23 protein-coding genes are annotated in these 23,085 nt (G+C 65.5%); 17 read left to right on the forward strand and 6 right to left on the reverse strand.

Annotation, left to right across the window (positions count from 1 at the left end):
* The first annotated feature begins 580 nt into the window (after positions 1–580).
* The 5 genes from JQ586_RS32025 to JQ586_RS32045 all read left to right on the forward strand — a co-directional run bounded on the left by JQ586_RS32025 (position 581) and on the right by JQ586_RS32045 (position 5,748).
* Positions 581–1,528 (forward strand): tripartite tricarboxylate transporter substrate binding protein, encoded by a 948-nt coding sequence (locus JQ586_RS32025; protein ID WP_212398681.1) that lies wholly within the window; start codon positions 581–583, stop codon positions 1,526–1,528.
* 99 nt (positions 1,529–1,627) lie between these two features.
* Complete coding sequence (locus JQ586_RS32030) at positions 1,628–2,503, forward strand: S-methyl-5'-thioadenosine phosphorylase (RefSeq protein ID WP_212398631.1); 876 nt, start codon at positions 1,628–1,630, stop codon at positions 2,501–2,503.
* The gene (gene mtnA, locus JQ586_RS32035; protein WP_212398632.1) at positions 2,500–3,603 is read left to right on the forward strand and encodes an S-methyl-5-thioribose-1-phosphate isomerase; all 1,104 of its coding nucleotides are present in this window, start codon (positions 2,500–2,502) and stop codon (positions 3,601–3,603) included. Before JQ586_RS32030 ends, mtnA begins: the two co-directional genes overlap by 4 nt.
* A 71-nt stretch (positions 3,604–3,674) precedes the next feature.
* Positions 3,675–4,217: a tripartite tricarboxylate transporter TctB family protein gene (locus tag JQ586_RS32040; protein ID WP_212398633.1), complete on the forward strand. Its 543-nt coding sequence runs from the start codon at positions 3,675–3,677 to the stop codon at positions 4,215–4,217.
* Positions 4,218–4,239: 22 nt separating this feature from the next.
* Positions 4,240–5,748 (forward strand): tripartite tricarboxylate transporter permease, encoded by a 1,509-nt coding sequence (locus JQ586_RS32045; RefSeq protein WP_212398634.1) that lies wholly within the window; start codon positions 4,240–4,242, stop codon positions 5,746–5,748.
* A gap of 4 nt (positions 5,749–5,752) precedes the next feature.
* Here the strand turns inward: JQ586_RS32045 and JQ586_RS32050 are convergent, their stop codons facing one another.
* On the reverse strand, positions 5,753–6,946 hold the full coding sequence (locus tag JQ586_RS32050) for a CaiB/BaiF CoA-transferase family protein (RefSeq protein WP_212398635.1): 1,194 nt from the start codon (positions 6,944–6,946) through the stop codon (positions 5,753–5,755).
* A gap of 428 nt (positions 6,947–7,374) precedes the next feature.
* On the opposite strand from JQ586_RS32050, the gene JQ586_RS32055 reads away from it, so the two are divergent.
* Positions 7,375–7,884: a tetratricopeptide repeat protein gene (locus JQ586_RS32055; RefSeq protein WP_212398636.1), complete on the forward strand. Its 510-nt coding sequence runs from the start codon at positions 7,375–7,377 to the stop codon at positions 7,882–7,884.
* A gap of 47 nt (positions 7,885–7,931) precedes the next feature.
* On the opposite strand, the gene JQ586_RS32060 is transcribed toward JQ586_RS32055, so the two are convergent.
* The 3 genes from JQ586_RS32060 to gspD form a co-directional block, all read right to left on the reverse strand.
* Positions 7,932–8,273 (reverse strand): monooxygenase, encoded by a 342-nt coding sequence (locus JQ586_RS32060; protein ID WP_212398637.1) that lies wholly within the window; start codon positions 8,271–8,273, stop codon positions 7,932–7,934.
* A 137-nt stretch (positions 8,274–8,410) separates the two neighbouring features.
* Positions 8,411–8,968, reverse strand: a complete 558-nt coding sequence (locus JQ586_RS32065) for an A24 family peptidase (RefSeq protein ID WP_312017043.1) — start codon at positions 8,966–8,968, stop codon at positions 8,411–8,413.
* A 153-nt stretch (positions 8,969–9,121) separates the two neighbouring features.
* Entirely contained in the window at positions 9,122–11,395 is a 2,274-nt protein-coding gene (gene gspD / locus JQ586_RS32070; RefSeq protein ID WP_249148478.1) for a type II secretion system secretin GspD, read from the reverse strand.
* A 264-nt stretch (positions 11,396–11,659) separates the two neighbouring features.
* Between gspD and JQ586_RS32075 the strand changes: the two genes are divergently transcribed.
* From JQ586_RS32075 to JQ586_RS32120, 10 genes are all read left to right on the forward strand, one after another.
* A complete protein-coding gene (locus JQ586_RS32075) occupies positions 11,660–13,348 on the forward strand; it encodes a GspE/PulE family protein (protein WP_212398639.1) in 1,689 nt (562 codons plus the stop codon).
* Between the two features lie 4 nt (positions 13,349–13,352).
* The gene (locus JQ586_RS32080) at positions 13,353–14,564 is read left to right on the forward strand and encodes a type II secretion system F family protein (protein ID WP_212398640.1); all 1,212 of its coding nucleotides are present in this window, start codon (positions 13,353–13,355) and stop codon (positions 14,562–14,564) included.
* Between the two features lie 11 nt (positions 14,565–14,575).
* The gene (gspG, locus tag JQ586_RS32085) at positions 14,576–15,034 is read left to right on the forward strand and encodes a type II secretion system major pseudopilin GspG (protein WP_212398641.1); all 459 of its coding nucleotides are present in this window, start codon (positions 14,576–14,578) and stop codon (positions 15,032–15,034) included.
* The gene (locus tag JQ586_RS32090) at positions 14,997–15,491 is read left to right on the forward strand and encodes a prepilin-type N-terminal cleavage/methylation domain-containing protein (protein WP_212398642.1); all 495 of its coding nucleotides are present in this window, start codon (positions 14,997–14,999) and stop codon (positions 15,489–15,491) included. Before gspG ends, JQ586_RS32090 begins: the two co-directional genes overlap by 38 nt.
* Positions 15,469–15,915: a prepilin-type N-terminal cleavage/methylation domain-containing protein gene (locus JQ586_RS32095; RefSeq protein ID WP_212398643.1), complete on the forward strand. Its 447-nt coding sequence runs from the start codon at positions 15,469–15,471 to the stop codon at positions 15,913–15,915. Before JQ586_RS32090 ends, JQ586_RS32095 begins: the two co-directional genes overlap by 23 nt.
* 20 nt (positions 15,916–15,935) lie before the next feature.
* Positions 15,936–16,637: a prepilin-type N-terminal cleavage/methylation domain-containing protein gene (locus JQ586_RS32100; protein WP_249148479.1), complete on the forward strand. Its 702-nt coding sequence runs from the start codon at positions 15,936–15,938 to the stop codon at positions 16,635–16,637.
* A 110-nt stretch (positions 16,638–16,747) separates the two neighbouring features.
* The gene (locus tag JQ586_RS32105) at positions 16,748–17,620 is read left to right on the forward strand and encodes a type II secretion system protein GspK (protein ID WP_312017044.1); all 873 of its coding nucleotides are present in this window, start codon (positions 16,748–16,750) and stop codon (positions 17,618–17,620) included.
* Positions 17,617–18,690 (forward strand): PilN domain-containing protein, encoded by a 1,074-nt coding sequence (locus JQ586_RS32110; RefSeq protein ID WP_212398645.1) that lies wholly within the window; start codon positions 17,617–17,619, stop codon positions 18,688–18,690. Before JQ586_RS32105 ends, JQ586_RS32110 begins: the two co-directional genes overlap by 4 nt.
* A complete protein-coding gene (gene gspM, locus JQ586_RS32115; RefSeq protein ID WP_212398646.1) occupies positions 18,687–19,262 on the forward strand; it encodes a type II secretion system protein GspM in 576 nt (191 codons plus the stop codon). The genes JQ586_RS32110 and gspM overlap by 4 nt, the downstream gene beginning before the upstream one ends.
* 407 nt (positions 19,263–19,669) lie before the next feature.
* Positions 19,670–20,380 carry a hypothetical protein gene (locus JQ586_RS32120; protein WP_249148480.1) on the forward strand — a complete coding sequence of 237 codons (711 nt, stop codon included), beginning with the start codon at positions 19,670–19,672 and terminating at the stop codon, positions 20,378–20,380.
* A 145-nt stretch (positions 20,381–20,525) separates the two neighbouring features.
* On the opposite strand, the gene JQ586_RS41210 is transcribed toward JQ586_RS32120, so the two are convergent.
* Positions 20,526–20,807, reverse strand: coding sequence for a DegT/DnrJ/EryC1/StrS family aminotransferase (locus tag JQ586_RS41210; RefSeq protein WP_312017045.1), 282 nt, complete (start codon positions 20,805–20,807; stop codon positions 20,526–20,528).
* Positions 20,803–21,105 (reverse strand): DegT/DnrJ/EryC1/StrS family aminotransferase, encoded by a 303-nt coding sequence (locus JQ586_RS41640; RefSeq protein ID WP_212398648.1) that lies wholly within the window; start codon positions 21,103–21,105, stop codon positions 20,803–20,805. Before JQ586_RS41640 ends, JQ586_RS41210 begins: the two co-directional genes overlap by 5 nt.
* 430 nt (positions 21,106–21,535) lie before the next feature.
* Between JQ586_RS41640 and JQ586_RS32135 the strand changes: the two genes are divergently transcribed.
* Positions 21,536–23,083, forward strand: a complete 1,548-nt coding sequence (locus tag JQ586_RS32135) for an oligosaccharide flippase family protein (protein ID WP_249148481.1) — start codon at positions 21,536–21,538, stop codon at positions 23,081–23,083.
* The last annotated feature ends 2 nt before the right edge of the window (positions 23,084–23,085 follow it).

The raw sequence follows: 23,085 nt of genomic DNA on the forward strand, positions 1-23,085 counted from the left end.
GAGGGGCGCTCGCGATCGTCACGAACGTTGCGGTGGGATGCGGTGGACGCTGCATGCGTGACTGGCGAGAGCGCATGCGGCGGACGCCGAAATCGTGCAGGCCTGACGCCCTAGTGGCACGTGTCTCATCAGCGAGGGCAATGTCTCTCGCTGGCGACGGTGACAAAAAAGCCCAGTCTCGCCGGGGAGAGCACGTATAAGCCGTAACCCATCGCGCAGGGAAAGCCGGGTTGTTCCCGGTTACACCTGTGGTCCTACCCCCGTGCTTTCTACATTGCACGGGGCCCATGGGTGCGATCGGCACCCGGCTTTCCCTGCGCCCTCTGCTCAAGAGAGGGTGAAACGAGATGCCAAGCTCGGGCAAGTCATGTCGCGAGAACGCGGGCATATGATTCAAAGCGAACGAAGCTGCGCGTGCCTCATTCCAAAGTCATAGCAGCTGCGGCCGCTCGCGGCTTGAACTCACCTGCATTATCCGCACAATGCGGCCGCCGGCGATGACGGGTTTTGCCAAGCCGAACAGAGAGATAGGAAGAGACACGTGGGACAGATTGCGAAAGCCTCGGCTGCCATCGCCGCGATGCTGCTTGCCGCGCCGGCCTTTGCCGGCTGGGAGCCGAGCAAGCCGGTCGAGATCGTGGTCGCGGCGGGAGCAGGCGGCGCGTCCGACCAGATGGCGCGCATGATGCAGGCGGCGATCCAGAAGAACAATCTGATGAAGCAGCCGATGGTGGTGTCGCTGAAGGGCGGCGGGTCGGGCGCGGAAGCGCTGATGTACATGAAGTCCAGCGAGGGCGATCCCAACAAGGTGCTGATCGCGTATTCGCTGATCTACATGCTGCCGCTGTCGGCCAGGATTCCCTTCAACTGGCGCGATCTCACCCCGGTGTCGGTGGTCGCACTCGACCAGTTCGTGCTCTGGGACAACGCATCGGGTCCGAACACGGTGAAGGACTTCATCGCCGCGGCGAAAGCCGCGAGCAGCCCGTTCAAGATGGGCGGCACCGGCTCCAAGCGCGAAGACCATGTACTCACCATGTTCGTCGAACAGAAGACCGGCGCGACATTCTCCTATCTGCCGTACAAGTCCGGCGGTGAGGCCGCGACCCAGCTGGTCGGCGGCCACATCGAATCCAACGTCAACAACCCCAGCGAAAATCTCGAGGTCTGGCGCGCCGGACAGGTTCACCCGCTCTGCGTGTTCGACAGGGAGCGCATCTCCTACAAGGCCAAGGTCACCGATACGCAATCCTGGAACGACATCCCGACCTGCAAGGAAGAGGGGCTCGACGTGCAGTATTTGATGCTGCGCGCGATGTTCCTGCCCGGCAAGGTGACGCAGGAGCAGCAGGCGTTCTATGTCGACCTGTTCCAGAAGGTGACGCAGACGCCCGAGTACAAGGACTACATGGAAAAGCAGGCCTTGAAGCCGATCTTCCTCACCGGCAAGGACATGGCTGAGTTCCTCGAGGACGACGACAAGCTCAATGCCACGCTGATGAAGGAAGCGGGGTTCGTCGCGAAGTAACTCAGCACTTGCAAGCCACGAGCGGGCGGTGATTATTGCGCGGCGTTTGGCCGGGCAGGGCACCCCTCAGTCGCCGCCGCCGGACCGTGAGGAGTGACCATGAGCAAAGCCGTCCTCGGGATCATCGGCGGATCCGGAATCTACGACCTGCCGGGCCTGGAAAACGTGCGCGAGGAGATCATCGCAAGCCCGTGGGGGGAGCCGTCGGCGCCGTTGCGGCGCGGCGAGATGGCGGGACTGCCGATCGTGTTCCTGCCGCGCCATGGCAAGGGCCATGCCCTGTCGCCATCAGACATCAACTACCGCGCCAATATCGATGTCCTGAAGCGGGCCGGGGTCACCGACCTGGTCGCGCTGTCGGCATGCGGTTCCTTCAAGGAAGAGCTGCCGCCGGGCACCTTCGTGCTGGTCGATCAGTTCGTCGATCGCACGCACCGACGCGAGAGTTCGTTCTTCGGCAAGGGTTGCGTCGCGCACGTCTCGATGGCGCATCCGGTGTCGCCGAGGCTGCTCGCGCATCTCGGGGCTGCGGCGGAAGCCGTGGGCATCGCGTTCGCGCGGGGCGGCACCTATCTGTGCATGGAGGGACCGCAATTCTCCTCGCTTGCCGAAAGCCTGACCTACAAGGCGCAGGGCTGTTCGGTGATCGGCATGACCAACATGCCGGAGGCCAAGCTCGCGCGCGAGGCCGAAATCTGCTACGCCAGCGTGGCGATGGTGACCGATTTCGATTGCTGGCACCCGGGCCATGATGCCGTGACCGTGCAGGACATCATCCGGGTGCTGAACTCCAATGCCGAGAAGGCTAAGGCACTGGTCGCGCGCCTGGCGCACGACTTTCCGCGTGAGCACGAGCCGTGCCCGATCGGCTCCGATCGCGCATTGGATACCGCGTTGATAACGGCGGTGGAGGCGCGCGATCCGGCATTGCTCGTCAAGCTCGATGCGGTCGCCGGACGGGTGTTGAAGGCATGAAGGTCGACGGACAGCATTTCCGCAGCATCTGGCTCGAGCCCGACGGCTGGTCGGTCGGCGCGATCGATCAGCGCCGGCTGCCGCACGAGTTCATCATCACAAGGATCACGACGGCCGAAGAGGCCGGCGAGGGGATCCGCTCCATGCTGGTGCGCGGTGCACCGTTGATCGGGGCCACCGCGGCCTATGGCATGGCGCTCGCGATGCGCGCCGAGGCGTCGGACACAACGCTCGAACGCGCCTACAGGATGCTGATCGAGAGCCGGCCGACGGCGATCAACCTGAAATGGGCACTCGACGAGATGCAGCGCGCGCTCGCGCCGCTTCCGGCCTCGGCGCGTGCGGAGGCTGCCTATGCCCGTGCCCGCGAGATCGCCGACGAGGACGTCGCGATCAACCGCGATATCGGTCGGCACGGCCTCGGCCTGATCGAAAAGATCGCCGCGACCAAGCGGCCAGGCGACGTGGTCAACGTGCTGACGCATTGCAATGCCGGCTGGCTTGCAACCGTCGACTGGGGGACGGCGACGTCACCCATCTATCAGGCGCATGATCGCGGCGTGCGGGTTCACGTCTGGGTCGACGAGACCCGTCCGCGCAATCAGGGCGCCTCGCTGACGGCATGGGAGCTCGGTCATCACGGCGTGCCGCATACGGTGATCCCTGACAACACCGGAGGTCACGTGATGCAGCACCGCATGGTCGACCTGGCGATCGTCGGAACCGATCGCGTCGCCGCCAATGGGGACGTCTGCAACAAGATCGGGACCTACCTGAAGGCGCTCGCGGCGCACGACAACGGCGTGCCGTTCTATGTTGCGCTGCCATCGCCGACCATCGACTTTAGCATCGATGACGGAATCAGGCAGATTCCGATCGAGCAGCGCGCCGCCAGTGAAGTCACGCATCTCACCGGGCGGACCTCGGACGGGCGGATCGAGACCGTGCGCGTGGTTCCCGAAGGCTCGCAGGTCGCGAATTTCGGCTTCGACGTCACGCCGGCACGGCTGGTGACCGGATTGATCACCGAGCGTGGCGTGGTCAGGGCAGATCGTGCTGCGCTTGCGAGCGCATTCCCCGAACGCGCGGGCGTTAGCTGAAGGCTGCATTGACCTCGATTGCAGCGGCACGCTATCCCAATCGTTGCCTAGGCAATTCAGGCGTCCGATTCGTGTCCAATACCGATCATGAAATCGTCGTCGACGATCCGACGGCGCCCGACGACAGTTCGCCTGCGCTCGCGAGCAAGCTGGCCGTCGATATCGTCGTGTCGCTGCTGCTGCTTGCGCTCGCGATCACGCTCGGATGGGACAACTGGCGCACCGGCGCGTCATGGGACGCGACCGGACCGCAGCCCGGCTATTTTCCGTTCTACCTCTCGATCATCCTCGGCGCCGCCAGCCTCTACGGCCTCGGCGCCGCCTTCGCCTCGCGGAGAGAAGCCGCCGAGACCTTCGTCACCCGCGCACAGCTACGCCGGGTGATGGCGGTGTTCGTGCCGACCTTCCTGTTTTGTTTGGCCACGCAATATCTCGGTCTCTACGTCGCGAGCTTCCTGTTGATCGCGGGTTTCATGCGGGTGATCGGAAGGATCGCGTTTTGGAAGTCGTTGTTGACGGCTTTCGTGTTCACCGCCGCAATGTTCGTGACCTTCGACATCGCGTTTGACGTCATCATGCCGAAGGGACCGCTCGAAGCGGTCTTCGGCCGCTAGCCGATCGGCAGGACTTCGAGCCATGGAAGCCTTCGGTCTCCTGCTACACGGCTTCGCCGTCCTGCTGACCTGGAAGACGCTGCTGCTGATGATGGTCGGTCTGGTGCTCGGCATCTTCGTCGGCGTGCTGCCCGGGCTCGGCGGCCCCAACGGGGTCGCGATCCTCTTGCCCCTGACCTTCACCATGGACCCGACCTCGGCCATCGTGATGCTGTCCTGCATCTATTGGGGTGCGCTGTTCGGCGGTGCCATCACCTCGATCCTTTTCAACATTCCCGGCGAGGCCTGGTCGGTCGCAACGACGTTCGACGGCTACCCGATGGCGCAGCAGGGCAGGGCTGCGGAAGCGCTCACCGCCGCCTTCACCTCGTCCTTCATCGGCTCGCTGGTTGCCGTACTACTGATCACCTTCCTGGCGCCGATGATTTCGTCGTTTGCGCTGAAGTTCGGTCCCCCGGAATTCTTCGCCGTCTATCTCCTGACCTTCTGCTCGTTCGTCGGCCTCGGCCGTGAAGCCAGGCACAAGACCGTCATTTCCATGTCGCTCGGGCTCCTGCTCGCCGGCGTTGGCATGGACACGGTGTCGGGCCAGCTTCGGATGACCTTCGGCTCGGCCGATTTGCTGCGCGGCATCAACTTCCTCGTCGCGGTCATCGGCCTGTTCGGCATAAGCGAGATCCTGCTGACGATGGAAGAGCGCCTGGCGCTGCGCGGGCACGCCGCCGGCATCAGCCTGCGGGTGGTGCGGTCGGTCTGGAAGGACCTGCCGAAATACTGGGTGACGCTGCTGCGCTCGTCCTTCATCGGCTGCTGGCTCGGCATCACACCGGGCGGGGCGATCGCGGCCTCGTTCATGGGCTACAATCTCGCCAAGCGGTTCGCCAAGGATCCGGAAAGCTTCGGCAAGGGCCGCATCGAGGGCGTGTTCGCGCCGGAAACTGCAGCCCACGCCTCCGGCACCTCAGCGCTGCTGCCGATGCTGGCGCTCGGCATTCCCGGCTCCGGCACCGCCGCGATCCTGCTCGGCGGCCTGATGGTGTGGGGGCTCAATCCGGGCCCGCTGCTGTTCGTCGAGCACAAGGACTTCGTCTGGGGCCTGATCGCCTCGATGTATCTCGGCAATGTCGTCGGCCTGGTGCTGGTGCTCACCACCGTGCCGATCTTCGCCTCGATCCTGCGTGTGCCGTTCGCGGCCGTCGCGCCGATGATCGTGGTGTCGTGCGCGATCGGCGCCTACGCGATCCAGAACGCGATGTTCGATATCTGGCTGATGCTGGGCTTCGGCGTCGTCGGTTATGTCTTCAAGAAGATCAGCATCCCGCTCGCGCCGTTCACGCTGGCGCTCGTGCTCGGCAGCCGTGCCGAGGATGCGTTCCGCCTGTCGATGATCGGGTCGGGCGGCGACCTGAAGGTGTTCTGGTCGAATGGTCTCGTCGGCACGATCACGACGCTCGCCATCGTGCTGCTGTTCTGGCCGGTGATCGACCGGGCCGTTGGCGGCATCGTGCGCCGGGTGCGGCCGGCTGCATGAGGAATCAGACGACCTTGCGCTGCCTCAGCTCGGCGATCTCGTCCTTGCCGAAGCCGAACTCGGCCAGCACCTCCTCGGTCTGTTCGCCGAACTCCGGCGGTCGCGCCGCCATCCTGCTCGGGGTCCGCGACAGCGTCACGGGTTGCCCGACCAGCTGGATGTGCCGGTTCTCGTCATTGGGCACCGCCTGCGCTATGCCGAGATGCTTGACCTGAGCGTCCTCGAACATCTGGTCGATGGAGTAGATCGGCCCGCACGGCACGCCGGCGGCGTTGAGTTCCTGGACCCAGGTCTCTGTGGATTTCTCCTCGGTCAGCGTGTTGATCCTGGCGTTCAGCGCGTCGCGGTTCTTCGAACGCGCCGGCGCAGTGGCGTAATCGGGATCGGTGATCAGGTCGGGCGCACCGATCGCCTGCGCACAGCGCTCCCAGATCCGGCCGCCCGTCGTCGCGATGTTGATATAGCCATCGGAGGTCTTGAATACGCCCGTGGGAATCGAGGTCGGATGATTGTTGCCGGCCTGCTTCGCGACTTCCTTTTCCATCAGCCAGCGTGCTGCCTGGAAATCAAGCATGAAGATCTGCGCCTGCAGCAGCGAGGTTTGCACCCACTGGCCTTCGCCGGAGACGTCGCGCTCCAGCAGCGCCGTCAGGATGCCGATCGCGCAGAACAGACCTCCGGCCAGGTCAGCCACCGGGATACCGACCCGCATCGGACCACCTCCCGGCGCGCCGGTCACCGACATCAGCCCGCCCATGCCCTGCGCGATCTGATCGAAGCCGGGGCGTTTGTGATAGGGGCCGTCCTGGCCGAAGCCGGAGATGCTGCCGTAGACGATGCGGGGATTGATCCTGCGGATGCTCTCGTAGTCGATGCCGAGCTTGAACTTGACGTCGGGCCGGAAGTTCTCGATCACGACGTCGGCCTGTTCTGCCAGCCGCTTGAAGACCTCAAGTCCCTTGGGGTCCTTTAGATTGAGCGTCATGGCGCGCTTGTTGCGGTGCAGGTTCTGGAAGTCGGAACCGCCGCGCGGGCCACCGGGCTGCTCGCCGCCGCCCTCCTCGAGCAAGGCATCGATCTTGATGACGTTGGCGCCCCAGTCTGCGAGCTGCCGCACGCAGGTCGGTCCCGAGCGGACGCGGGTGAGATCGAGCACGGTGAAACGTGACAGGGCTTGGGACGCACGAGGGAAGGGCATTGAGAACACCTCTTGTTTGGCGGGCCTCTGCGAAAATCGGCCCGTCAGGCTTAGACAATTTGGCTGATCTTTCCAACCGTTACCGCGATCCTTCGCGCCGAGGTTCGCCTGACGCTCGCAGGATTGCCTTGGCCCGCCGGCGGCAGCCGCGTCGCGGTGGCTCGCGCTGTGTGAGCGGTGCGCGAGACATTCGAGGTCATCACCCGCGACGCGCCTCTCGATCGGGTGAGCAGATCTACATCACTGATTTGCCCACGCGATGACTGGACAGCGTGAATCGAGTTGATTTTTCGAAGGAAATTAGATTTTCCGTGCAGGGGCAAAATAGCCGCGCGGGCGTCAAGCCGCTTCACAGAGCTTTCCGGATTATGCTCTAGTGTGGGGCAAAAGACCGACGCGAGGGGATCGATGATGGGGATGTGGGCTCGATGAGGCGCTACCTGCTGCCACGGCCTTCCGCCGTTGTCACTGCGATTGTGTTGGTTGCGGCCGCGACCGGCAGCGCATCGGCGCAATCGCTCAACCAGGGCGTCTCGGCACTCAATCGCCAGGACTTTCAGCGGGCGTCGCGGATCTTCATTCCGCTGGCCGAGCATGGCAATGCATCCGCGCAAGCCTATCTCGGCTACCTGTTCCAGACCGGCCGTGGCGTGCCGCAGAACTTAACGGAAGCGGCGATGTGGTATCGCCGCGCCGCCGAGCAGGGCGACAGCCTCGCGCAATACTCGCTCGGCTTGCTCTACGACCGCGGGCAGGGCGTGCCGCGCGACATCGTTGAAGCCGGCAAATGGCTCAATCTGGCGACGGCGGCAGCGCCCCCGGCGGCGCGCGACGCGCGACAGCGCATCCGTGACGCCGTCAACGGCAAGATGTCCCGCGGCGAGCTCGCACAGGCGCGCCTGCGCGCGCTGGAATGGGCGCCGACACGGGAGCACTGACGGTTCAGAGCTGGACGCTCAGGCTTGCTCCTGCCTCGAAGGCCGGTTCATTCCGCCGCGTCGAGCAAGGCGACCTGGTTCACCCGCGTCTCACCGTTGAGATTGTCGACGGTGACGTGGGTGTCGTACCAGGTCAGCCGCGGCCGGGCTCCGAACCGTTCGGTCAGTTCGGCCAGCTTGGTTTCGGTGAACCAGGCCTCGGCCGCCTGTCGGCTCTCCCAGAGGTAGACACCGCCCGTGCCGGCTTCTCCATTGAGATAGTCCTTGCGTATCAATCCCCTCGTCGCGAGACCTCGATAGATAGGGGCCGTCCCCGTTCCACCCTTGATGGCCTGTTCTTCGGTCCGCTTGGGAAGGTCGAATTGAACGATGACGATGCATTGCGCCATGTTGGCTCCTCCGATTTGAATTGGTCAGGCTCCTTCAGCGGTGCGCCGAGCAATGCCAGACTACCGGATTTGTCCGCTCTCGTCCGACGCATCCAGCACGCTAAGGACATTGTTCTCGGGGACAACACGGCCCGGGCCTAGCCCAGCAGCGCCTCGGCCAGCCAGCCGAGCCAGATCGCCGGCGCCAGGAACAGCCCGAAGGGAAGGAACGCGGTTGATCGCAGCCGCCGCCGCTTGAGCGCGCCGCTGACGACGTAGGCCACCAGCGCCGTCAGCGTTGCGACCTCGATCACGGCAAACACCGTGACGAGCCCAAGCCAGGCGCCGGCAACCGCGGCAAGCTTGATATCGCCGAGCCCGAGGCCGTCGCGGCCGCGCCAGGCGCGGTAGCCCGCCATCAGTGCCAGGAACGGAAGGGCGATCGCGAGCGCCCGGCCGACCGCCCAGACGAGGCTGTACCAGCCGGCGTCCGGCCCCACGAGACCGGCCCTGAGCAGCGCCAGCGCCGCCGCGGCGCCCGACAGCTCGTTCGGAATGATGTAGCGCTCCGCGTCGGTCGCCGCGATCGCCAGCATCAGCGCGCCCAGCAGGGCGCCCAGCACGCCGTCCGGCCCCGGCGCGGCAATCATGCTGACCGCCACCACCGCCACGAGGGCGATGGTGAGGCCGACCTGGCGGAGCGGGTCGTCGGTCACGGGATCTGTCCGGCGTTGCGCATGATCGGTGGCCGGGAGCCTGGTCTTCCGGCTAAAGCGCGATGCGATAAGGCTGGATCGTCATCGCGCTTTAGCTCTTTGTTTGAGCATGATCTTTTCGGAAAACCGCTACACACTTTTCCGGATCATGCTCTAGTGCGGCTTGACCCCGGGCGGGGTCGTCTCGACCACGGGATTGCTGGTCCCCACCAGGCGGCTGTTCATCTTGCTGCGCATCTCCTCGGCGATCATGCGCGCGTCGATCGCGTCCCGGATCATGGTCGGGCGGATGAACAGGATCAGCTCGGTGCGTGCGCGCGCGGTGGACGAATTTGCGAACGCATCGCCGACGCCGGGGATCGAATCCAGGATCGGGATGCCCTGGCGCTGCTTGTTCTCGCTCTCGCTGATCAGGCCGGCCAGCAATACGGTTTGACCACTGTTGACGGCGATCGAGCTCTTGACGAGGCGTTGCGAGATGGTCGGCGTCAGGCCGTTGGCCCCGGCGTTGGTGACGCTGGAGATCTCCTGCTGGATGTCGAGCACGATGTGGCCGTTGGCATTGGCGCGCGGCTGCACGCGCAGGATGATGCCGGTGTTCTTGTAGTCGATGGTGTTGACGACGGTGTTGTTGGCGGTCAGCACGGTGGCGGTGCCGGTCGAGAAGGGTACCTGGTCGCCGACCTGCAACGTCGCCGTCTGGTTGTCGAGCACGACGAGCGACGGGTTGGAAAGCACCTTGACGTCGGTGACGTTATGCAGCGCATCGAGGATCACGCGCGGCGAGTTTTCCGAACCGACCAGGAAATTGAAACCGGGAAGCGCGCGCGACAGCAGCGCGCCGGCAGCTGCGTTCACGGCGTTGCTCGGCGGCTCGACGGTGTTGGTCGCGCCGGGTGCGCTCGCGACCGTGCTGGAAATCGAACCCTTCTGGCTCGCCAGGAAATACTGCACACCGTAGTTCAACTGGTTGTTCAGCGTGACCTCGGCGATCGTCGCCTCGATCGCGATCTGGCGCTGCGGCCGGTCGATCTGGCGGATGGTCTCCTCGACGATGCGCTGCGAGTCCGCATTGGCGTAGACCAGCACCGCATTGTTGGTGATGTCGGCGGTGATGCGGACATTGGGCAGGAAGCTGGCGCTCGGCTTGCTGCCCGACGCCGAATTGGTCGATAGCTGGTCCTGGCCCGACGGAGGGGCGCCGCGCGCGTTGAGGGGCGAGTTGCCGCCGCCGAGACCGGCGCCACCGCCGATGCCGGTTCCGCCGCTGCCGAGGCCGCTGACCGGCGTGGCCGCGCCGGAAGCCGCGGTCGGCATTGCGCTGAGCGAGGCGACCGGATTGGTGCCGGACGAGGACATCGACACGCCCGAGCCGGGTGCGATCTGGTTGGTGCCGTTGTCGAGCGAAGCGGTCCCGTTGTTCGAGGGCGCGATCAGCATGTCGTTGAGCAGCGCCACCACGGTTCGCGCATTGCCGTAGCGCAACTGATAGGATTTCAGGTTGACCGCCTCGGTGTCGGAGCGGTCGAGCCGCGCGATCCAGGTGCCGGCACGCTTGAGATATTCGGGCTTCTGGCTGACCACGAGGATGGCGTTGAGGCGGTTGATCGCCTGGAACTTGACGAGGTTGGCGCTGAGGCCGCCGTCGCCGGAATCCATGATCTTCTCGAGTTCGGATAGCAGCGGCTCCGGCGAGGAGTTGTGCACCGGGAAGATGCCGACCGATTGCCCGCGCATCCAGTCGGCATCGAAGCTCATGATGGTGTCGATCGCGGCGGCCCGATCGGAGCCGCTGCCGGTGACGATCAGCGTGTTGCGCCCGTTGTCAGGCCGCAGGGTGGTGGCCTTCACGCCGAAGCCGTCGAGCAGCTTGAACATCGTCACTGCGGAGACGTAGCGCAGTGGAACCACGCTGATGCCCTGACCGGCCTCGGCGGTCTCGGTGCGGTCGATGCTGCCGGGTCCGGCCTCCGCCGCGGGCAGCAGGCGATAGCTGCCGGTGCGGTCGCGCACCAGCGCGACGCCGGTCATCCGCAGCGCATTCTCGAGCACATAGATCGCGTCCGCCTTCGGCACCGGACGGACCGAGGCCAGCGTCACGGTGCCCTGCACCCGCGGGTCGATCGTGTAGCCCACATTCAATACGTCACCAAGGATGACCTTTGCGACGGTTGCAACCGGCGCGTTCTCGAAGTTGAGGTCATAACCGTTGCCGCCGCCTTCGCGGTCGGCCAGCCCGCCGCCGGCAGGCGTGGTGCCGTCGCTGAGATAGATCGAGGGGCGTGAGGGGCTCTGCTGCCGCAGGCTGCCTGTACCCGCGTCCGTAGTTTGACGGGGCTCGAGGTCGATCGAATTGACTTTCTCGGTTATGTCCTGCGCGCGAGGATCTTTCGGGTTCTTCTCGACCGATTGATCGGCGGTGACCATGCACGCACTCAGCGCGAATGCGGACAAGAAAAGCACAAGCGTTCCAGTCAACCCTGAACACAGGCGCGAAAGCGGGTGCACCACTCTGAACAAAATACGCCTGCCGATGCTACGGTTAAGACCGAAGAATTGTCCAGATTCCGGACGTTCCTGAATTTGCGCTAGGATTATGTTTTTGCTACTAGAAGAGTCAAGCGCCAAGGCCCTGTTGCCGCACGCGTTCGCTGTCTTATTTCGGTAACAGGGTCAGCGGTAGGAATTTCCATGCGCGACCTTTCCGCAGAGACCTTCCGGCAGCATCTCCTCGAAAAATATTCGTTGCCGCCGCGTGCGCGGGCGCGGGTCGAACGCCCCGCGAACTCGACCCTGGCACGTCCGCTGCGCGAATTGTGGGAGGCCACCGACCTTTCGGCCGCCGAATTCGCCGATGAGGTTTCCGAATATTTTGGCGCGGTGCGCCTGAGCCTGCCGCAACTGCTCGCCGCAACGCCATGTCTCGACGGCTTCTCGCGCCGCTTCCTGCGCGAGTCCACGATCTTCCCGTTCCGCTCCCCGAACGGCGGCTATCGCATCGCGGTCGCCGATCCGTCCGACACCGCCGCCATTCGCGCCGCGGAGATTGTCTTCGGCGAGACGGTCGAAGTCGCCGTCGCTTCCTTCGAGGACATCACCACCTCGCTCGACCAGCGCATCGAGGCCGAAGGCGCCGGCGCCGACGAGGCGGCGAAGGGTTCGAGCGGGCAATCCGACGACGATATCGAGAGCCTGCGCGATCTCGCGAGCGGCGCGCCCGTGGTGCGGGCGCTCAACGATCTGCTTGAGCGCGCGGTCGAGCTGCGCGCCAGCGATATCCATATCGAGCCGTTCCGCACCGGTCTCGTCGTGCGCATGCGCGTCGACGGGTTGCTGCGCGCGCTGCCGTCGCCGTCGGGTATTCCGCCGCAGGCCCTGATCTCTCGCGTGAAGATTCTCGCAGGCCTGAACATTGCCGAGCGCCGGCTGCCGCAGGATGGCGCCGCTCGCGTCCGCGTCAGCCGCACCGAGCTCGACGTCCGCGTCGCGACGATGCCGACGCAGGCCGGCGAAAGCGCCGTGATCCGCCTGTTGCCGCGCGACCGCGGCCTGCTCGAGATGAGCCGGCTCGGACTCGCGCCGCGCGACGAAAAGATTATGTCGCAACTGCTGACGCTGCCGCACGGCATGATCGTGGTGACGGGACCGACCGGCAGCGGCAAGACCACGACGCTTGCCACCATGCTGTCGATCCTCAACGAGCCGACGCGCAAGATCCTGACCATCGAGGACCCGGTCGAATACGAGATCCCGGGAATCAACCAGTCGCAGGTCAAGCCGTCGATCGGGCTGACCTTTGCGTCGGCGATGCGCTCCTTCGTCCGCCAGGATCCCGATGTGATCATGGTCGGCGAGATTCGCGACGCCGAGACCGCGCATATCGCAATTCATGCCGCGCTGACCGGCCACCTTGTGCTGTCGACGCTGCACACCGATACCGCCGCCGCTGCAGTGCCGCGGCTGATCGATCTCGGCATCGAAGGCTTCCTCCTGCGGTCGACCTTGCGCGCGGTGGTAGCGCAGCGGCTGGTGCGCGTGCTCTGCGACCGCTGCAAGGTGCCGCACACGCTCTCCGCCGCCGATATCGCCAATGATCCGCGCTTCGCCGTGATCGGCTTTTCGGCCGGCGACGTGGTTCACGAGGCGTCGGGTTGCGAGCGCTGCGGCGGCACCGGCTATCGCGGCCGCAACGGCGTGTTCGAGATCCTCGAGATGAGCGATGACGTGCGCAGGCTGGTCGGGCCGCAGACCGATTCGCATTTGATCGATCAGGCCGCCATGGCCGGCGGCATGACCACGATGCTGACTGACGCCGTCGCCAAATGCCGCGCCGGCGTGACCACGGTGCCCGAGGTCTTCCGCGTCACGACAGTCCGGTGATGTGATGCCGAACTACCGCTACCGTGCGATGAACTCCGACGGCGATCTGGTCTCCGGCGCGATTGCGGCGCCCGCGGCCGGTGACGTCGCGGCCAGGATCGAGCGGCTCGGCCTCGTGCTGGTCGACAATGTCACGCTGGAGGAAGGCGGCACGGCGCGCCGGGCCCTCAGCCTGTTCAACGCGCCGAAGCCGGAAGACGTCACGATCTTCACGCGCGACCTCGCGCTGCTGCTCCGCGCCGGCGCTCGGATCAATGACGGGCTCGAACTGCTCGCGGCCGACCGCGATTTCGGCCGCCTGCGGCCGGTGGTCGCCGACATCCGTTCGCGCGTCGTGGCCGGCGAGAGCCTTGCGGAGGCGCTGGCGCGGCATCCGGGATTGTTTCCGCCGATGTATGTCGCGCTGATCCGGGTCGGCGAGGCCTCAGGCTCGCTCGACCGGGTGCTGGAGGTGCTCGCCGACGAGCGCAGCCGCACCGAGGCGCTGAAGCGCCGGCTTGGTGACGCCGTGCGCTATCCGCTGTTCGTGCTGAGCGCTGCGAGTTGCGTGCTGCTGTTCTTCCTGACATTCGTGCTGCCGCAGTTCGCCAGCGTGCTGCAGGATTTCGGCGCCAAGGTCGATCCGTTCGTGCTCGGCTTCCTCAACCTCTCGATCTTCCTGCGCGCCAATTCGGACGCGGTGCTGGCGATCCTGGCTGCCGTGATCGCGGGTGCCTGGTTGCTGCTCAGGCAGGAAGGTGTGCGCCGCAATCTGATGACCGCGGTAACCCGGCTGCCGCTGATCCGGGAGGTGATGAAATATTACCGGACCTCGCTGTTCTGCCGGAACCTGGGGCTCTTGCTCGGCAGCGGCGTCAACCTGACCACGACGCTGCGCATCCTGGTCGACATGATGGCGTCAATCGGCTCGACTACGATATGGACCGATGCCGCCGACCGGGTCCGGCATGGCACGAAATTGTCGGACGCGCTCGCCGATACGGACGCGTTGCCGGCAATGGCGGTGCGAATGCTGCGGCTTGGCGACGAGACCGGGCAGTTGCCGATGCTGGCGGGCCGGGTTGCGGAGTTCTATGAGGCCAAGCTGCAGCGCACGCTGGATCGCGTGGTCGGTATCGCCGGTCCCGCCGCGATCATCGTGATCAGCTTCGTGGTCGGCGGATTGATTGTGTCTGTGATGACGGCGCTGATGTCGGTCAGCCAGCTCGTCGATTGAGGTTGTTCAAGATGAAGATATCGCAGAATTCTCGGAGAAGGCCGGCGCGGCGCCGGCATGACGGCGAGGCCGGCTTCACGCTGGTGGAAATCCTTGTCGTGATCACCATCATCGGCCTGATCATGGCGTTGGTCGGGCCTCGCGTGCTGAACTATCTCAGCGAGTCCAAGGCCAAGGCGGCGAAGATCCAGATCGAGAGCTTTGCCAGTGCGCTCGATCTCTATTATCTCGACCTTGGCCGCTATCCGAACAGCAATGAGGGGCTGACCGCGCTGACCCGCAGCAACAATGCGCCGGGCTGGAACGGGCCATATCTGCGCGGCGGCGTCGTGCCCAACGATCCCTGGGGCCACGGCTATCTCTATCGCTCTCCGGGTGAACGCGCGCCCTACGAGATCATCTCGCTCGGATCGGACGGTCAGGAAGGCGGCAGTGGCACGGCAGCTGACATCACCAGCGCCACGCGCTGACCGTGAGCGCCGTGAAAGGGGTTTCGCGCTGATCGAAATCCTCTGCGTGCTCGCGATCATCGGCATGCTCGCGGCCATCATCCTGCCGTCGATCCCGCGCGCCACGACGCGGGCGCGGCTGGAGAGCTATGCGGTCGAGACCGCGGCGCTGCTCAAGGCCGACCGCAGCGCTGCGTTGCGCCGGCATGTTCCGATCGCGACCCTGGTCGACGCCGAGGCGCGGGCGATCCGCTCCGGCGCCACCGGCCGCATCATCCGCCTGCCGCGTGACGTGACCGTCGACGCGGCGCTGGCCTCGCGCTGCGCGGACCGCAGGGCCGGCCACTCGATCGACTTCTTTCCGTCAGGCATGTCCTGCGGCGGGTCGATCGCGCTGCAGCGTCCGGGCGTGGGATACGAGGTCCGCGTCAACTGGCTGACCGGAGGGGTCGAGATTGTCCCGCAAAAGGTGCTCTGACGACGAGCGGGGTTTTACGCTGATCGAGGCGCTTGTGGCGTTGGCGATCATCGCAGCCGTGCTTGGCTCGATCGGCGCTGTGATCGGAACCGTCGTGCAGGGCACCCGCACGATCGACCAGCGGCTGGCGCTGAGCGGCGCCGCCGAAACCGTGCTGGCGGGGCTGCCGGCACGCACCGCGCTGCAGCTGGGACGGCAAAACGGCGTTCTCGCCAACCATCGCTGGCGTATCGAGGTCGCGCCGATCGACATACCGGCTGAGGATACGCCGCCGAGTCGCTTCGTGCCGCTTGCGGTCAACATGCGGATGCAGGGGCCGGGCGGGGCGCAGATCCAGGTCACGACCGTACGCCTGGTGCCGAATGCGGCGGCCGAACCAGGGCCGAAGCCGGCCGCGTCGGGACTGCCGAAGGTGGCCCAATGAAACGGCGGCAATCATCACGTATGTCCTGGAGCGATCTCTGGCGGGATGAGGCCGGCTTCACGCTGCTCGAGGTTCTGCTGGCGACGCTGTTGATGGCGGTGATCCTGGGCGCGCTTGCGACCGTCACGGCGCAATGGCTGCCGAACTGGAACCGCGGCATCACCCGTGTGCAGCGCGCCGAACGGCTGGCGATCGGGATGGATCGGGTGCTCGCCGATCTCTCGGTCGCCGAGATGGTGCCGATGAGCGGAGACGGCAAGCGGCCGCTGTTCGAGGGTGGCGAACTGTCCGTCACCTTCGTCCGCACGGCGGTCGGACCGAGCACGCGTCCCGGCCTCGAGATCGTCCGCCTGATCGAGAAGGGCGACGCCCAGGGGCTGGTGCTGGTGCGCGAGCGCGCGCCGTTCCGCCCGATGCCGCCGGACGCGCAGATCCGCTTCATCGACAAGGTCGTGCTGATCCGCTCCCCGATGCGCGTGACCTTCGACTATGCCGGGCCCGACCAGGTCTGGCAGCCGAAATGGCGCGACCAGTTGCAATTGCCGGCCATGATCCGCGTCACGGTGCGCGATGCCGCCACCGGACAGGTGCTGGCGGTGTCCAGCGCCGCCGTCGTCCATGTCAATGCGCCGGCGGAATGCGCGCGGGCGAAGAACGCCACCACCTGCCTCACGGCGCGGGCCAACCCCACCACGGCCGACAAGAAGGATGAGCAGCTGTGACGGCGGGCGAGGCCAAAGCGTTTTCGAGCGAAGTGGATACCGCTTCGCCTGGAGAAAGCGCGACAAGACCAAAATCCGGTCGACCGTCCCAAACGCAGCGCGGCTTCATCGTGGTCGCGGTGCTGTGGATCCTCGCCGCGCTCGCCGCGCTGGTGCTGGTCTATCTCACCTATGTCACCAACACGGCCGTGGTGGTGGCCGGAAGCATCGACCGGATCCAGGCCGAGGCCATGGACACGGCGGCCCTCGAATTGACCGCGCTCAAATTGTCCGGCTACAACGAGGCGACGCGGCCGAGCAGCGGGACCTTCAACGCGCGCGTCGGCCCGGGCCGGGTGTTCGTGACCTTCTGCTCCGAGGCGGCGCGGATCGACCTCAATATCGCACCGAAGGCGCTGCTCGCGGGCCTGATGACCGGGCTCGGTGTCAGCCCGTCGGATGCCGCCGACTACGCCGATCGCATCATCGCCTGGCGGTCGACGACCGAGGCTGGCGACAACGATCCCGAGACGGTGTTCTACAGGACATCGGGCGCAACCTATGCGCCGCGCCATGCGTCGTTTCCCGCGCCGGAGGAACTGTGGCTGGTCCGCGGGATCCCGCCCGAGGTGATCGAGCGGATGTTGCCCTTCGTGACCGTGTTCAGCAATGTCGCGCAGGTCAACGTCGCCGATGCGGCGCCGCAGGTACTCGCCGCGCTTCCGAACATGACGCCGGAGACGCTGCAGTCGGTGTTGTTGCAGCGCAGAGATCCCACGCTCGACCGGCGCGCCCTGATCGGGATCGCCGGCGGCGAGGGCGTGACGCTGGCCTCGTCCCGGGCCTATCGTGTCACCATCGATGCCGCATTGGGCGACGGCCAGCGCCGCGGCAGCGAGGTCGTGATCCTGCTTCTCGACAGCGGCGAAGAGCCCTATCGTATATTGTCCTGGCGCAACAATTCCGACGGCAGCACGGGGCCGCAGAGGGTTTCCTCGAGATGACAGTGTTTTCGACCATCGGCTCGATCCTCGGCGCCTGGACCGCAAGCGTCGCGAACGCGATCATCGCGGGCAGCGGCCGCATCGTCTCGCCGCGCGTGGTGCGCCTGGTCGAGACCGATGATGGCGCCTTTACCGTCGAGGCGACCGCAAAGGCGGGCAAGGCCGACAGCGGTCCCTCGCGCATCGCCTTCGCCGAGGGCGCCCTGTCGGCGCCCAACCTCGCCCCGCTGTTCCGTGGCAAGCGGGTCGAGATCATCCTGCAGCCGAAGCGCTTCCTGTTCCGGCCGCTGGAACTGCCGGCGCGGGCGGCGGACTTCGTCGAAGGCATCGTGCGCGCGCAGATCGACCGGCTGACACCGTGGAGCGCGGCCGAGGCAGTGTTCGGCTGCACCGCGCCGGTTGCAGGGGGTAGCGATACCATCTCGACGATAATTGCCGCGACCACGCGCAAGGTCGCGACCGGCTACACCCAGGCGGTGGCGGCATTCAATCCGTCGGCAGTCGCCGTCTGCACCGATGTCGAGGGACAGACGACCCCGGTCAAGGTGTTCGAGCAGAGCGCGTGCGGGCGTCTCGACGCGGCTCGGCTGAAGCGCGGGCTGCAGATCGTGCTCGGTACCGCGGCGGCGGTCGCGGTGTTGTCGGTTGCCATCTCCACCTATGTTGCGAGCAGCCTCGACGCGCAGGAGGACGAGGTCGCACGGCAGATCTCGGCGCGGCGCGCGGCGGTGCGCGCCGGAGCCGGCGGCGGCGATCGCTCGCCGATTGCCGTGCTGGAGCGGCGCAAACACGAAACGCCGTCGAGCGTCATCGTGCTGGAGACGCTGAGCCGGGTGCTGCCCGACCACACCTATGTCACCGAGTTGCATCTGGCTGGCGACAAGCTGCAGATCTCGGGCATCACCGGTGATGCGCCGTCGCTGATCCCGTTGATCGAGCGGTCGCAACATTTCACCCGCGCCACCTTCTATGCGCCGACCACGCGCGCCCGGTCCGACCCCGGCGAGCGCTTCCATATCGAGGCGCATGTCGAGCCGAAGAACACCCTCAACGCCATGGTGACACCATGAGTGCGGCCAATGTCGGTGCGGGCAATTTCGTGGCGCGGATGCTGACGCAGTCGCCGCTGATCGCCGTCGTGCTCTATCTCGCCGTGCTCGCCGGACTGGTGACCACGAGCATCGCCGCGATCGCCGGCATCTTCGATCATCAGAGCGCGCTGGCGCAGGCCTCGGCCCTGCTGGAGCAGTTGCGCGGGCGCAAGCTTCGCAACGTCGCAGCGCTGTCGGCCGAGCATCCGGGCACACCTTTCCTCGAAGGGCCGACCGTGACGGTCGCGGGCGCCGCGCTGCTGCAGCGGGTCGCGACAGCGGTCGGCAATGTCGGTGGCACCGTGCAGTCCTCGCAAGTCGACGTGCTGGGCACGCAGGCCAAGGACGGCTTCGTCGGCCTGCTCGTCAGCTGCGAGATGGAGCAGCCGGCGCTGCAGAAGCTGCTCTACGACCTCGAGGTCGGCATGCCCTTCCTGTTCGTCGATCAGCTCGACGTGCAGGTGCCGCAGACCACGGCCAACAGCGACAGCGCTGCCGGACACATCCGCGTCGTGCTCGGAGTCTCTGGCCAGTGGCAGGGCGCAAAGTAGATCACGATCTGATAGCTCTTCAGGCGACCTTCGACGTGTCGATTGGTTCGGCGACCATCTTCCATTTGGCGACGGTCTTCTGGCTGTTGGCGTAGCGCTTTGCCAGCCTTTTCAGGCTCGCTTAGTCACCGCTGATCCGAATGAGACACGATTATGTGCTGCCACTATTGAATTCCAGCGTCTTCAAACCTCGGGGCCATGAACTCCTCGCTGGTAACGTCGAGTAGGCGTTGATCGGTGCGAAGTCGTCTGGCAGATGTCGAAAGTTCCGATCTGGCCTGGACCGCGCGGAAGCCGATATAGCCCGACTTCGCGATTGAAAGATTGCCTTTCAGTGCTGGCGTCGGATAGGCTATCAGCGGGTCAGATGCGCTGCTGCGGTGTTGATTGCGGATATCGGAATCAGAATGGTCAGGCTGGCAAAAATCGTGGCCCTCGGGCTGCTCTGCGGCGCAGTGATGTCGGTCTGCTTCGCGCCGAAGCTTTGGGCCACAACTTCGTCCCTGGAGATGCTACCCACCGACCATCCCGGAGATCTCTCCGATTCCGTCGATGTCGGCAGCCTGGAACCGCTCGTCCGGCCGGTTCAGGAGCCCGCGAAGGCCCTGCCGAGCGGCAATCCGCTGTGGGCCGTCCCGTTGTCGGCACTGTCGGCGACCGCGGCGCGGCCAATCTTCTCGGCGTCGCGGAGGCCGCCGCGGCGGGGTGTCGTCGTCCCCTTGGCTGAGCCTGCCGCGGCGCAGCCGCCACCCCCTGCGCCACCGGAGCGCCCGATGCTGGCGCTATTGGGGGCCGTCGTCGGCGACGGTGATGCGATTGCGGTGTTGCTCGACCAGGCCACCCAGAAGGTTGTTCGCCTGAGGCAAGGCGAGAGCTATGCCGGCTGGCAGCTCAGCACGGTCCAGCCCCGCGAGGTTACCTTCAGGAAGGCTGGCCGCAGCGAGTCCATCGCGCTTCAGCGCCCGGAGGCGATCTCAGGGCCAGCAGTGGCTGGCGTCACTCCCGGGGCCGCGCCTCAGGCGCCGGCCGCGTTGCCTGTTGCCGGCGTGTACGACCGCTCCTACGTGCCCTTCACGCCGCGTTCGACGCCGAAAAATGGGGAGCCTGACGGGCTTTGAGCTTGCCGGGAGCGGCGATCAGGCGTCGAGAACCATGCCCACAACGCTCGCGGTGAGGCCGATCCACATCGTGAAGCCCGAGCAGGCGTCTCGACAGTCCCGTAATCAGCGACAGGGCGCAGCAGCTCTTGTCGTTCAGGGATTTCTAATAGACTAGCGCCGCGCGATAGTTTGAATGAGCCGACATCCCGCCAAGTGCATTTTTCAACCTCGCCAAGAAGCCAGCTTTATCGGGGCTGTATTCTAAGGCGGGATCCCCGACCAGCAGCACGCCGCCTTCGCCGGAGATCACGTTCTTGGTCTCGTGAAGCTGCCTAGGTCGCCGATCGCCGCCAGCACGGGCCTTGTAGGCGGCGGTTACACTTTGCGCTGCGTCCTCGAGGGCGGCGAAGCCACGGCGACGGGCGATCGCCATGATCTTATCAATCTGGCAGACAAACCAGCACTATGTACCCGGACGTGCGAATGCGCGGCGTGACGGCCGTCTCGACATGTTTCATCCAGGTTGAGCGTTTCCTCTCGAACGTCGGCGAAGACAGGCGAGCCGCGAAGGCGTTCGCGGTGGAGACGAAGGTGTCCAATGGCATCATGATCTCGTCGCCGTCGGCGATATCGAGCGGCAGCGCCGTCATGTCGAGCGCGGACGAGCATGAGTGCGTCAGCAGCGCGCGCGGGCGCAACCGGTGTGTCGATCCATTGGCGGCAACGCCGCGTGAAGCCGCCATCGCCGGACAGGTGCAGGGAGCGCTGCGCCTCGGCCATCAACTCGAGCTCCTTGCAGGATAGAGCCGGTTGAAACGGAATGGGAGCGATCGCCAAAACGCCGCTTTTTCAGGCCCTGGAAACGACAGCGGACTTGCCTGCGGTTCATGCCAGATAGGCGATTTCAGTGCAGGGAATCAATACGAATTCATGCGTCCGGCAGCCGGGAAGGCTGGCTTCGAGCCAGCCTCGACAATCGCCCTTCCGGCTGCTAGCCCATGTCCTCTGAAGGGGTTTTGCCTTGATTGAAGAGGCGCTTGAGGCACATCAGGAGGTCGCCGGTGCATTGTTCCGATGGAATCGGAACGATGCACCGGATTTTGTTTTGACGCGCTTTCTTTATGCGAACCAGGCATCCACTTTGCTCGAAAGCGCTCTGAAGTTGGGTTGTCATTGAGAAAAGGTCCATCCGATCTGCTGGGAAATTCGGCGTGGAATGCAATAGCGTTCGTCGTCGCCGTGCTGCTCAATCTGGCGATCCTGCCGTTCGTGATCTTCCATCTCGGTCTCGCTGCATTCGGCGTCGCGGGGCTGGTGACGGCTTGTGTCGCGCCGGCACTGATGTTCAGCAACGCACTTGGCCTCTCGACCGCGCGCGAGCTTGCGCGGCGGCTCGCGCCTTCCGATCGCGGCGAGGCGACGCGCTTGTTCGCGACTGCGCTGACGCTCGCTCTTGTCGCCGGTGGTTCGATCGCGCTGCTGCTTGGCGTTGCCGGCCCACCGCTCGCGCAATTGGGCTTTCATCTCGACGGTCCCGCAGCAGCCGACCTCCATCTGGCCTTCGCCTTGGCCGGCGCGGGCTGGCTGTTCCAATGCTTGTATGCGGTCTTCCTGACGTTGTTCACGGCACGGCAGGACTATCGGCGAATCGCCTCGATCAGTGTTACGGGCATCGTGGTGACGGCGATGTCGACGCTGCTGCTGATTCCGCTGGCGCCACGCGCCTCGACCTTCCTCTGCTGCCAGGCGCTTGGCTTTGCGGCCAATCTGTTGATGGCTTTCGTCTGGTCGCGACGTGTCATCGGAGAGTGGATCGCGCCTCCTGCACTCGATCGCGCCGCGCTTCACGCGCTGGTCAGGCTCGGTGGCTGGCAACTGGCGGCTCAAAGCGGCGCATTGTTCGCCGGGCAGGCCGACCGTTATCTGCTCGGAGCGCTGCTGCAGCCGCAATTCGTCGGATTCTACAGCGTCGCGCAGCGGCTGGAGGAGGCCGTCTATATCGGCGTGCTGAAGATCGGCGAGATCCTGTTCCCGTTCTTCAGCGCGCTGCAAAAGGAGAACGACGATCGCAAGGTCGATCTGCTGCTCCGCTCGTCCTGGATCCTCAACGTGCTCGCCGCGAGCGCGCTCGGCGGCCTCATCCCCGTCGCCGGGGCGCTGCTGTATCGTTGGACGGGGCCCGAAGTGGCGACCGAAGCGCAACTGGTGCTGGTGGTGCTGTCGATCAGCGGAATATTGGGCTCCAGTGCCAACGTGTTTGCGTTCTACCTGCTGTCGCAGGGGCAGTCCCGCTTCAACGCGCTGATCTCGCTGCTCACGGGCGCCTTCACGCTGGCGACGAGCGCCGTCGCGTTGCCCCATTTCGGCTGGCAGGCGGCCGGCTGGAGCACCTGCGTCGGCATGATGGCGCAGATCGTCACCACGGTGTTTCTGCTGCGGCGCAGCTTCAAGCGCACGGGCATCGGCTCGCGCGTGCTCCATTTCGTCCTGGTACCGCTCGGCGTCGGAATCGCAGCCGCGCTGGCGCTACGCTCCCAGTCCGCCCAGGCGCCATTCGACCTGGCACCGTCATGGTGGTATGTGATATTGCTCTATGCGGGGTCAGCGGCGGTTATTTTTGCCGCTACCGTCGCCGCGTCGCAGCTCGGCCCCTATCGTGTGGTCTGCTGGCGGGACCTTCGCACCATTGTGGTTCGCTTCTTGCCCTTCAAGGCCTTCTAGAC

It is taken from the genome of Bradyrhizobium jicamae, from assembly GCF_018130215.1.
Lineage (GTDB): Bacteria > Pseudomonadota > Alphaproteobacteria > Rhizobiales > Xanthobacteraceae > Bradyrhizobium > Bradyrhizobium jicamae_A.

Coding starts and splice junctions, on each gene's coding strand:
- JQ586_RS32025 (WP_212398681.1), top strand. CDS start 581: ATGCTGCTTGCCGCGCCGGCCTTTGCCGGCTGGGAGCCGAGCAAGCCG.
- JQ586_RS32030 (WP_212398631.1), top strand. CDS start 1,628: ATGAGCAAAGCCGTCCTCGGGATCATCGGCGGATCCGGAATCTACGAC.
- mtnA (WP_212398632.1), top strand. CDS start 2,500: ATGAAGGTCGACGGACAGCATTTCCGCAGCATCTGGCTCGAGCCCGAC.
- JQ586_RS32045 (WP_212398634.1), top strand. CDS start 4,240: ATGGAAGCCTTCGGTCTCCTGCTACACGGCTTCGCCGTCCTGCTGACC.
- JQ586_RS32050 (WP_212398635.1), bottom strand. CDS start 6,946: ATGCCCTTCCCTCGTGCGTCCCAAGCCCTGTCACGTTTCACCGTGCTC.
- JQ586_RS32055 (WP_212398636.1), top strand. CDS start 7,375: ATGAGGCGCTACCTGCTGCCACGGCCTTCCGCCGTTGTCACTGCGATT.
- JQ586_RS32060 (WP_212398637.1), bottom strand. CDS start 8,273: ATGGCGCAATGCATCGTCATCGTTCAATTCGACCTTCCCAAGCGGACC.
- gspD (WP_249148478.1), bottom strand. CDS start 11,395: ATGGTCACCGCCGATCAATCGGTCGAGAAGAACCCGAAAGATCCTCGC.
- JQ586_RS32075 (WP_212398639.1), top strand. CDS start 11,660: ATGCGCGACCTTTCCGCAGAGACCTTCCGGCAGCATCTCCTCGAAAAA.
- JQ586_RS32080 (WP_212398640.1), top strand. CDS start 13,353: ATGCCGAACTACCGCTACCGTGCGATGAACTCCGACGGCGATCTGGTC.
- gspG (WP_212398641.1), top strand. CDS start 14,576: ATGAAGATATCGCAGAATTCTCGGAGAAGGCCGGCGCGGCGCCGGCAT.
- JQ586_RS32100 (WP_249148479.1), top strand. CDS start 15,936: ATGTCCTGGAGCGATCTCTGGCGGGATGAGGCCGGCTTCACGCTGCTC.
- JQ586_RS32110 (WP_212398645.1), top strand. CDS start 17,617: ATGACAGTGTTTTCGACCATCGGCTCGATCCTCGGCGCCTGGACCGCA.
- gspM (WP_212398646.1), top strand. CDS start 18,687: ATGAGTGCGGCCAATGTCGGTGCGGGCAATTTCGTGGCGCGGATGCTG.
- JQ586_RS32120 (WP_249148480.1), top strand. CDS start 19,670: ATGGTCAGGCTGGCAAAAATCGTGGCCCTCGGGCTGCTCTGCGGCGCA.
- JQ586_RS41640 (WP_212398648.1), bottom strand. CDS start 21,105: ATGGCGGCTTCACGCGGCGTTGCCGCCAATGGATCGACACACCGGTTG.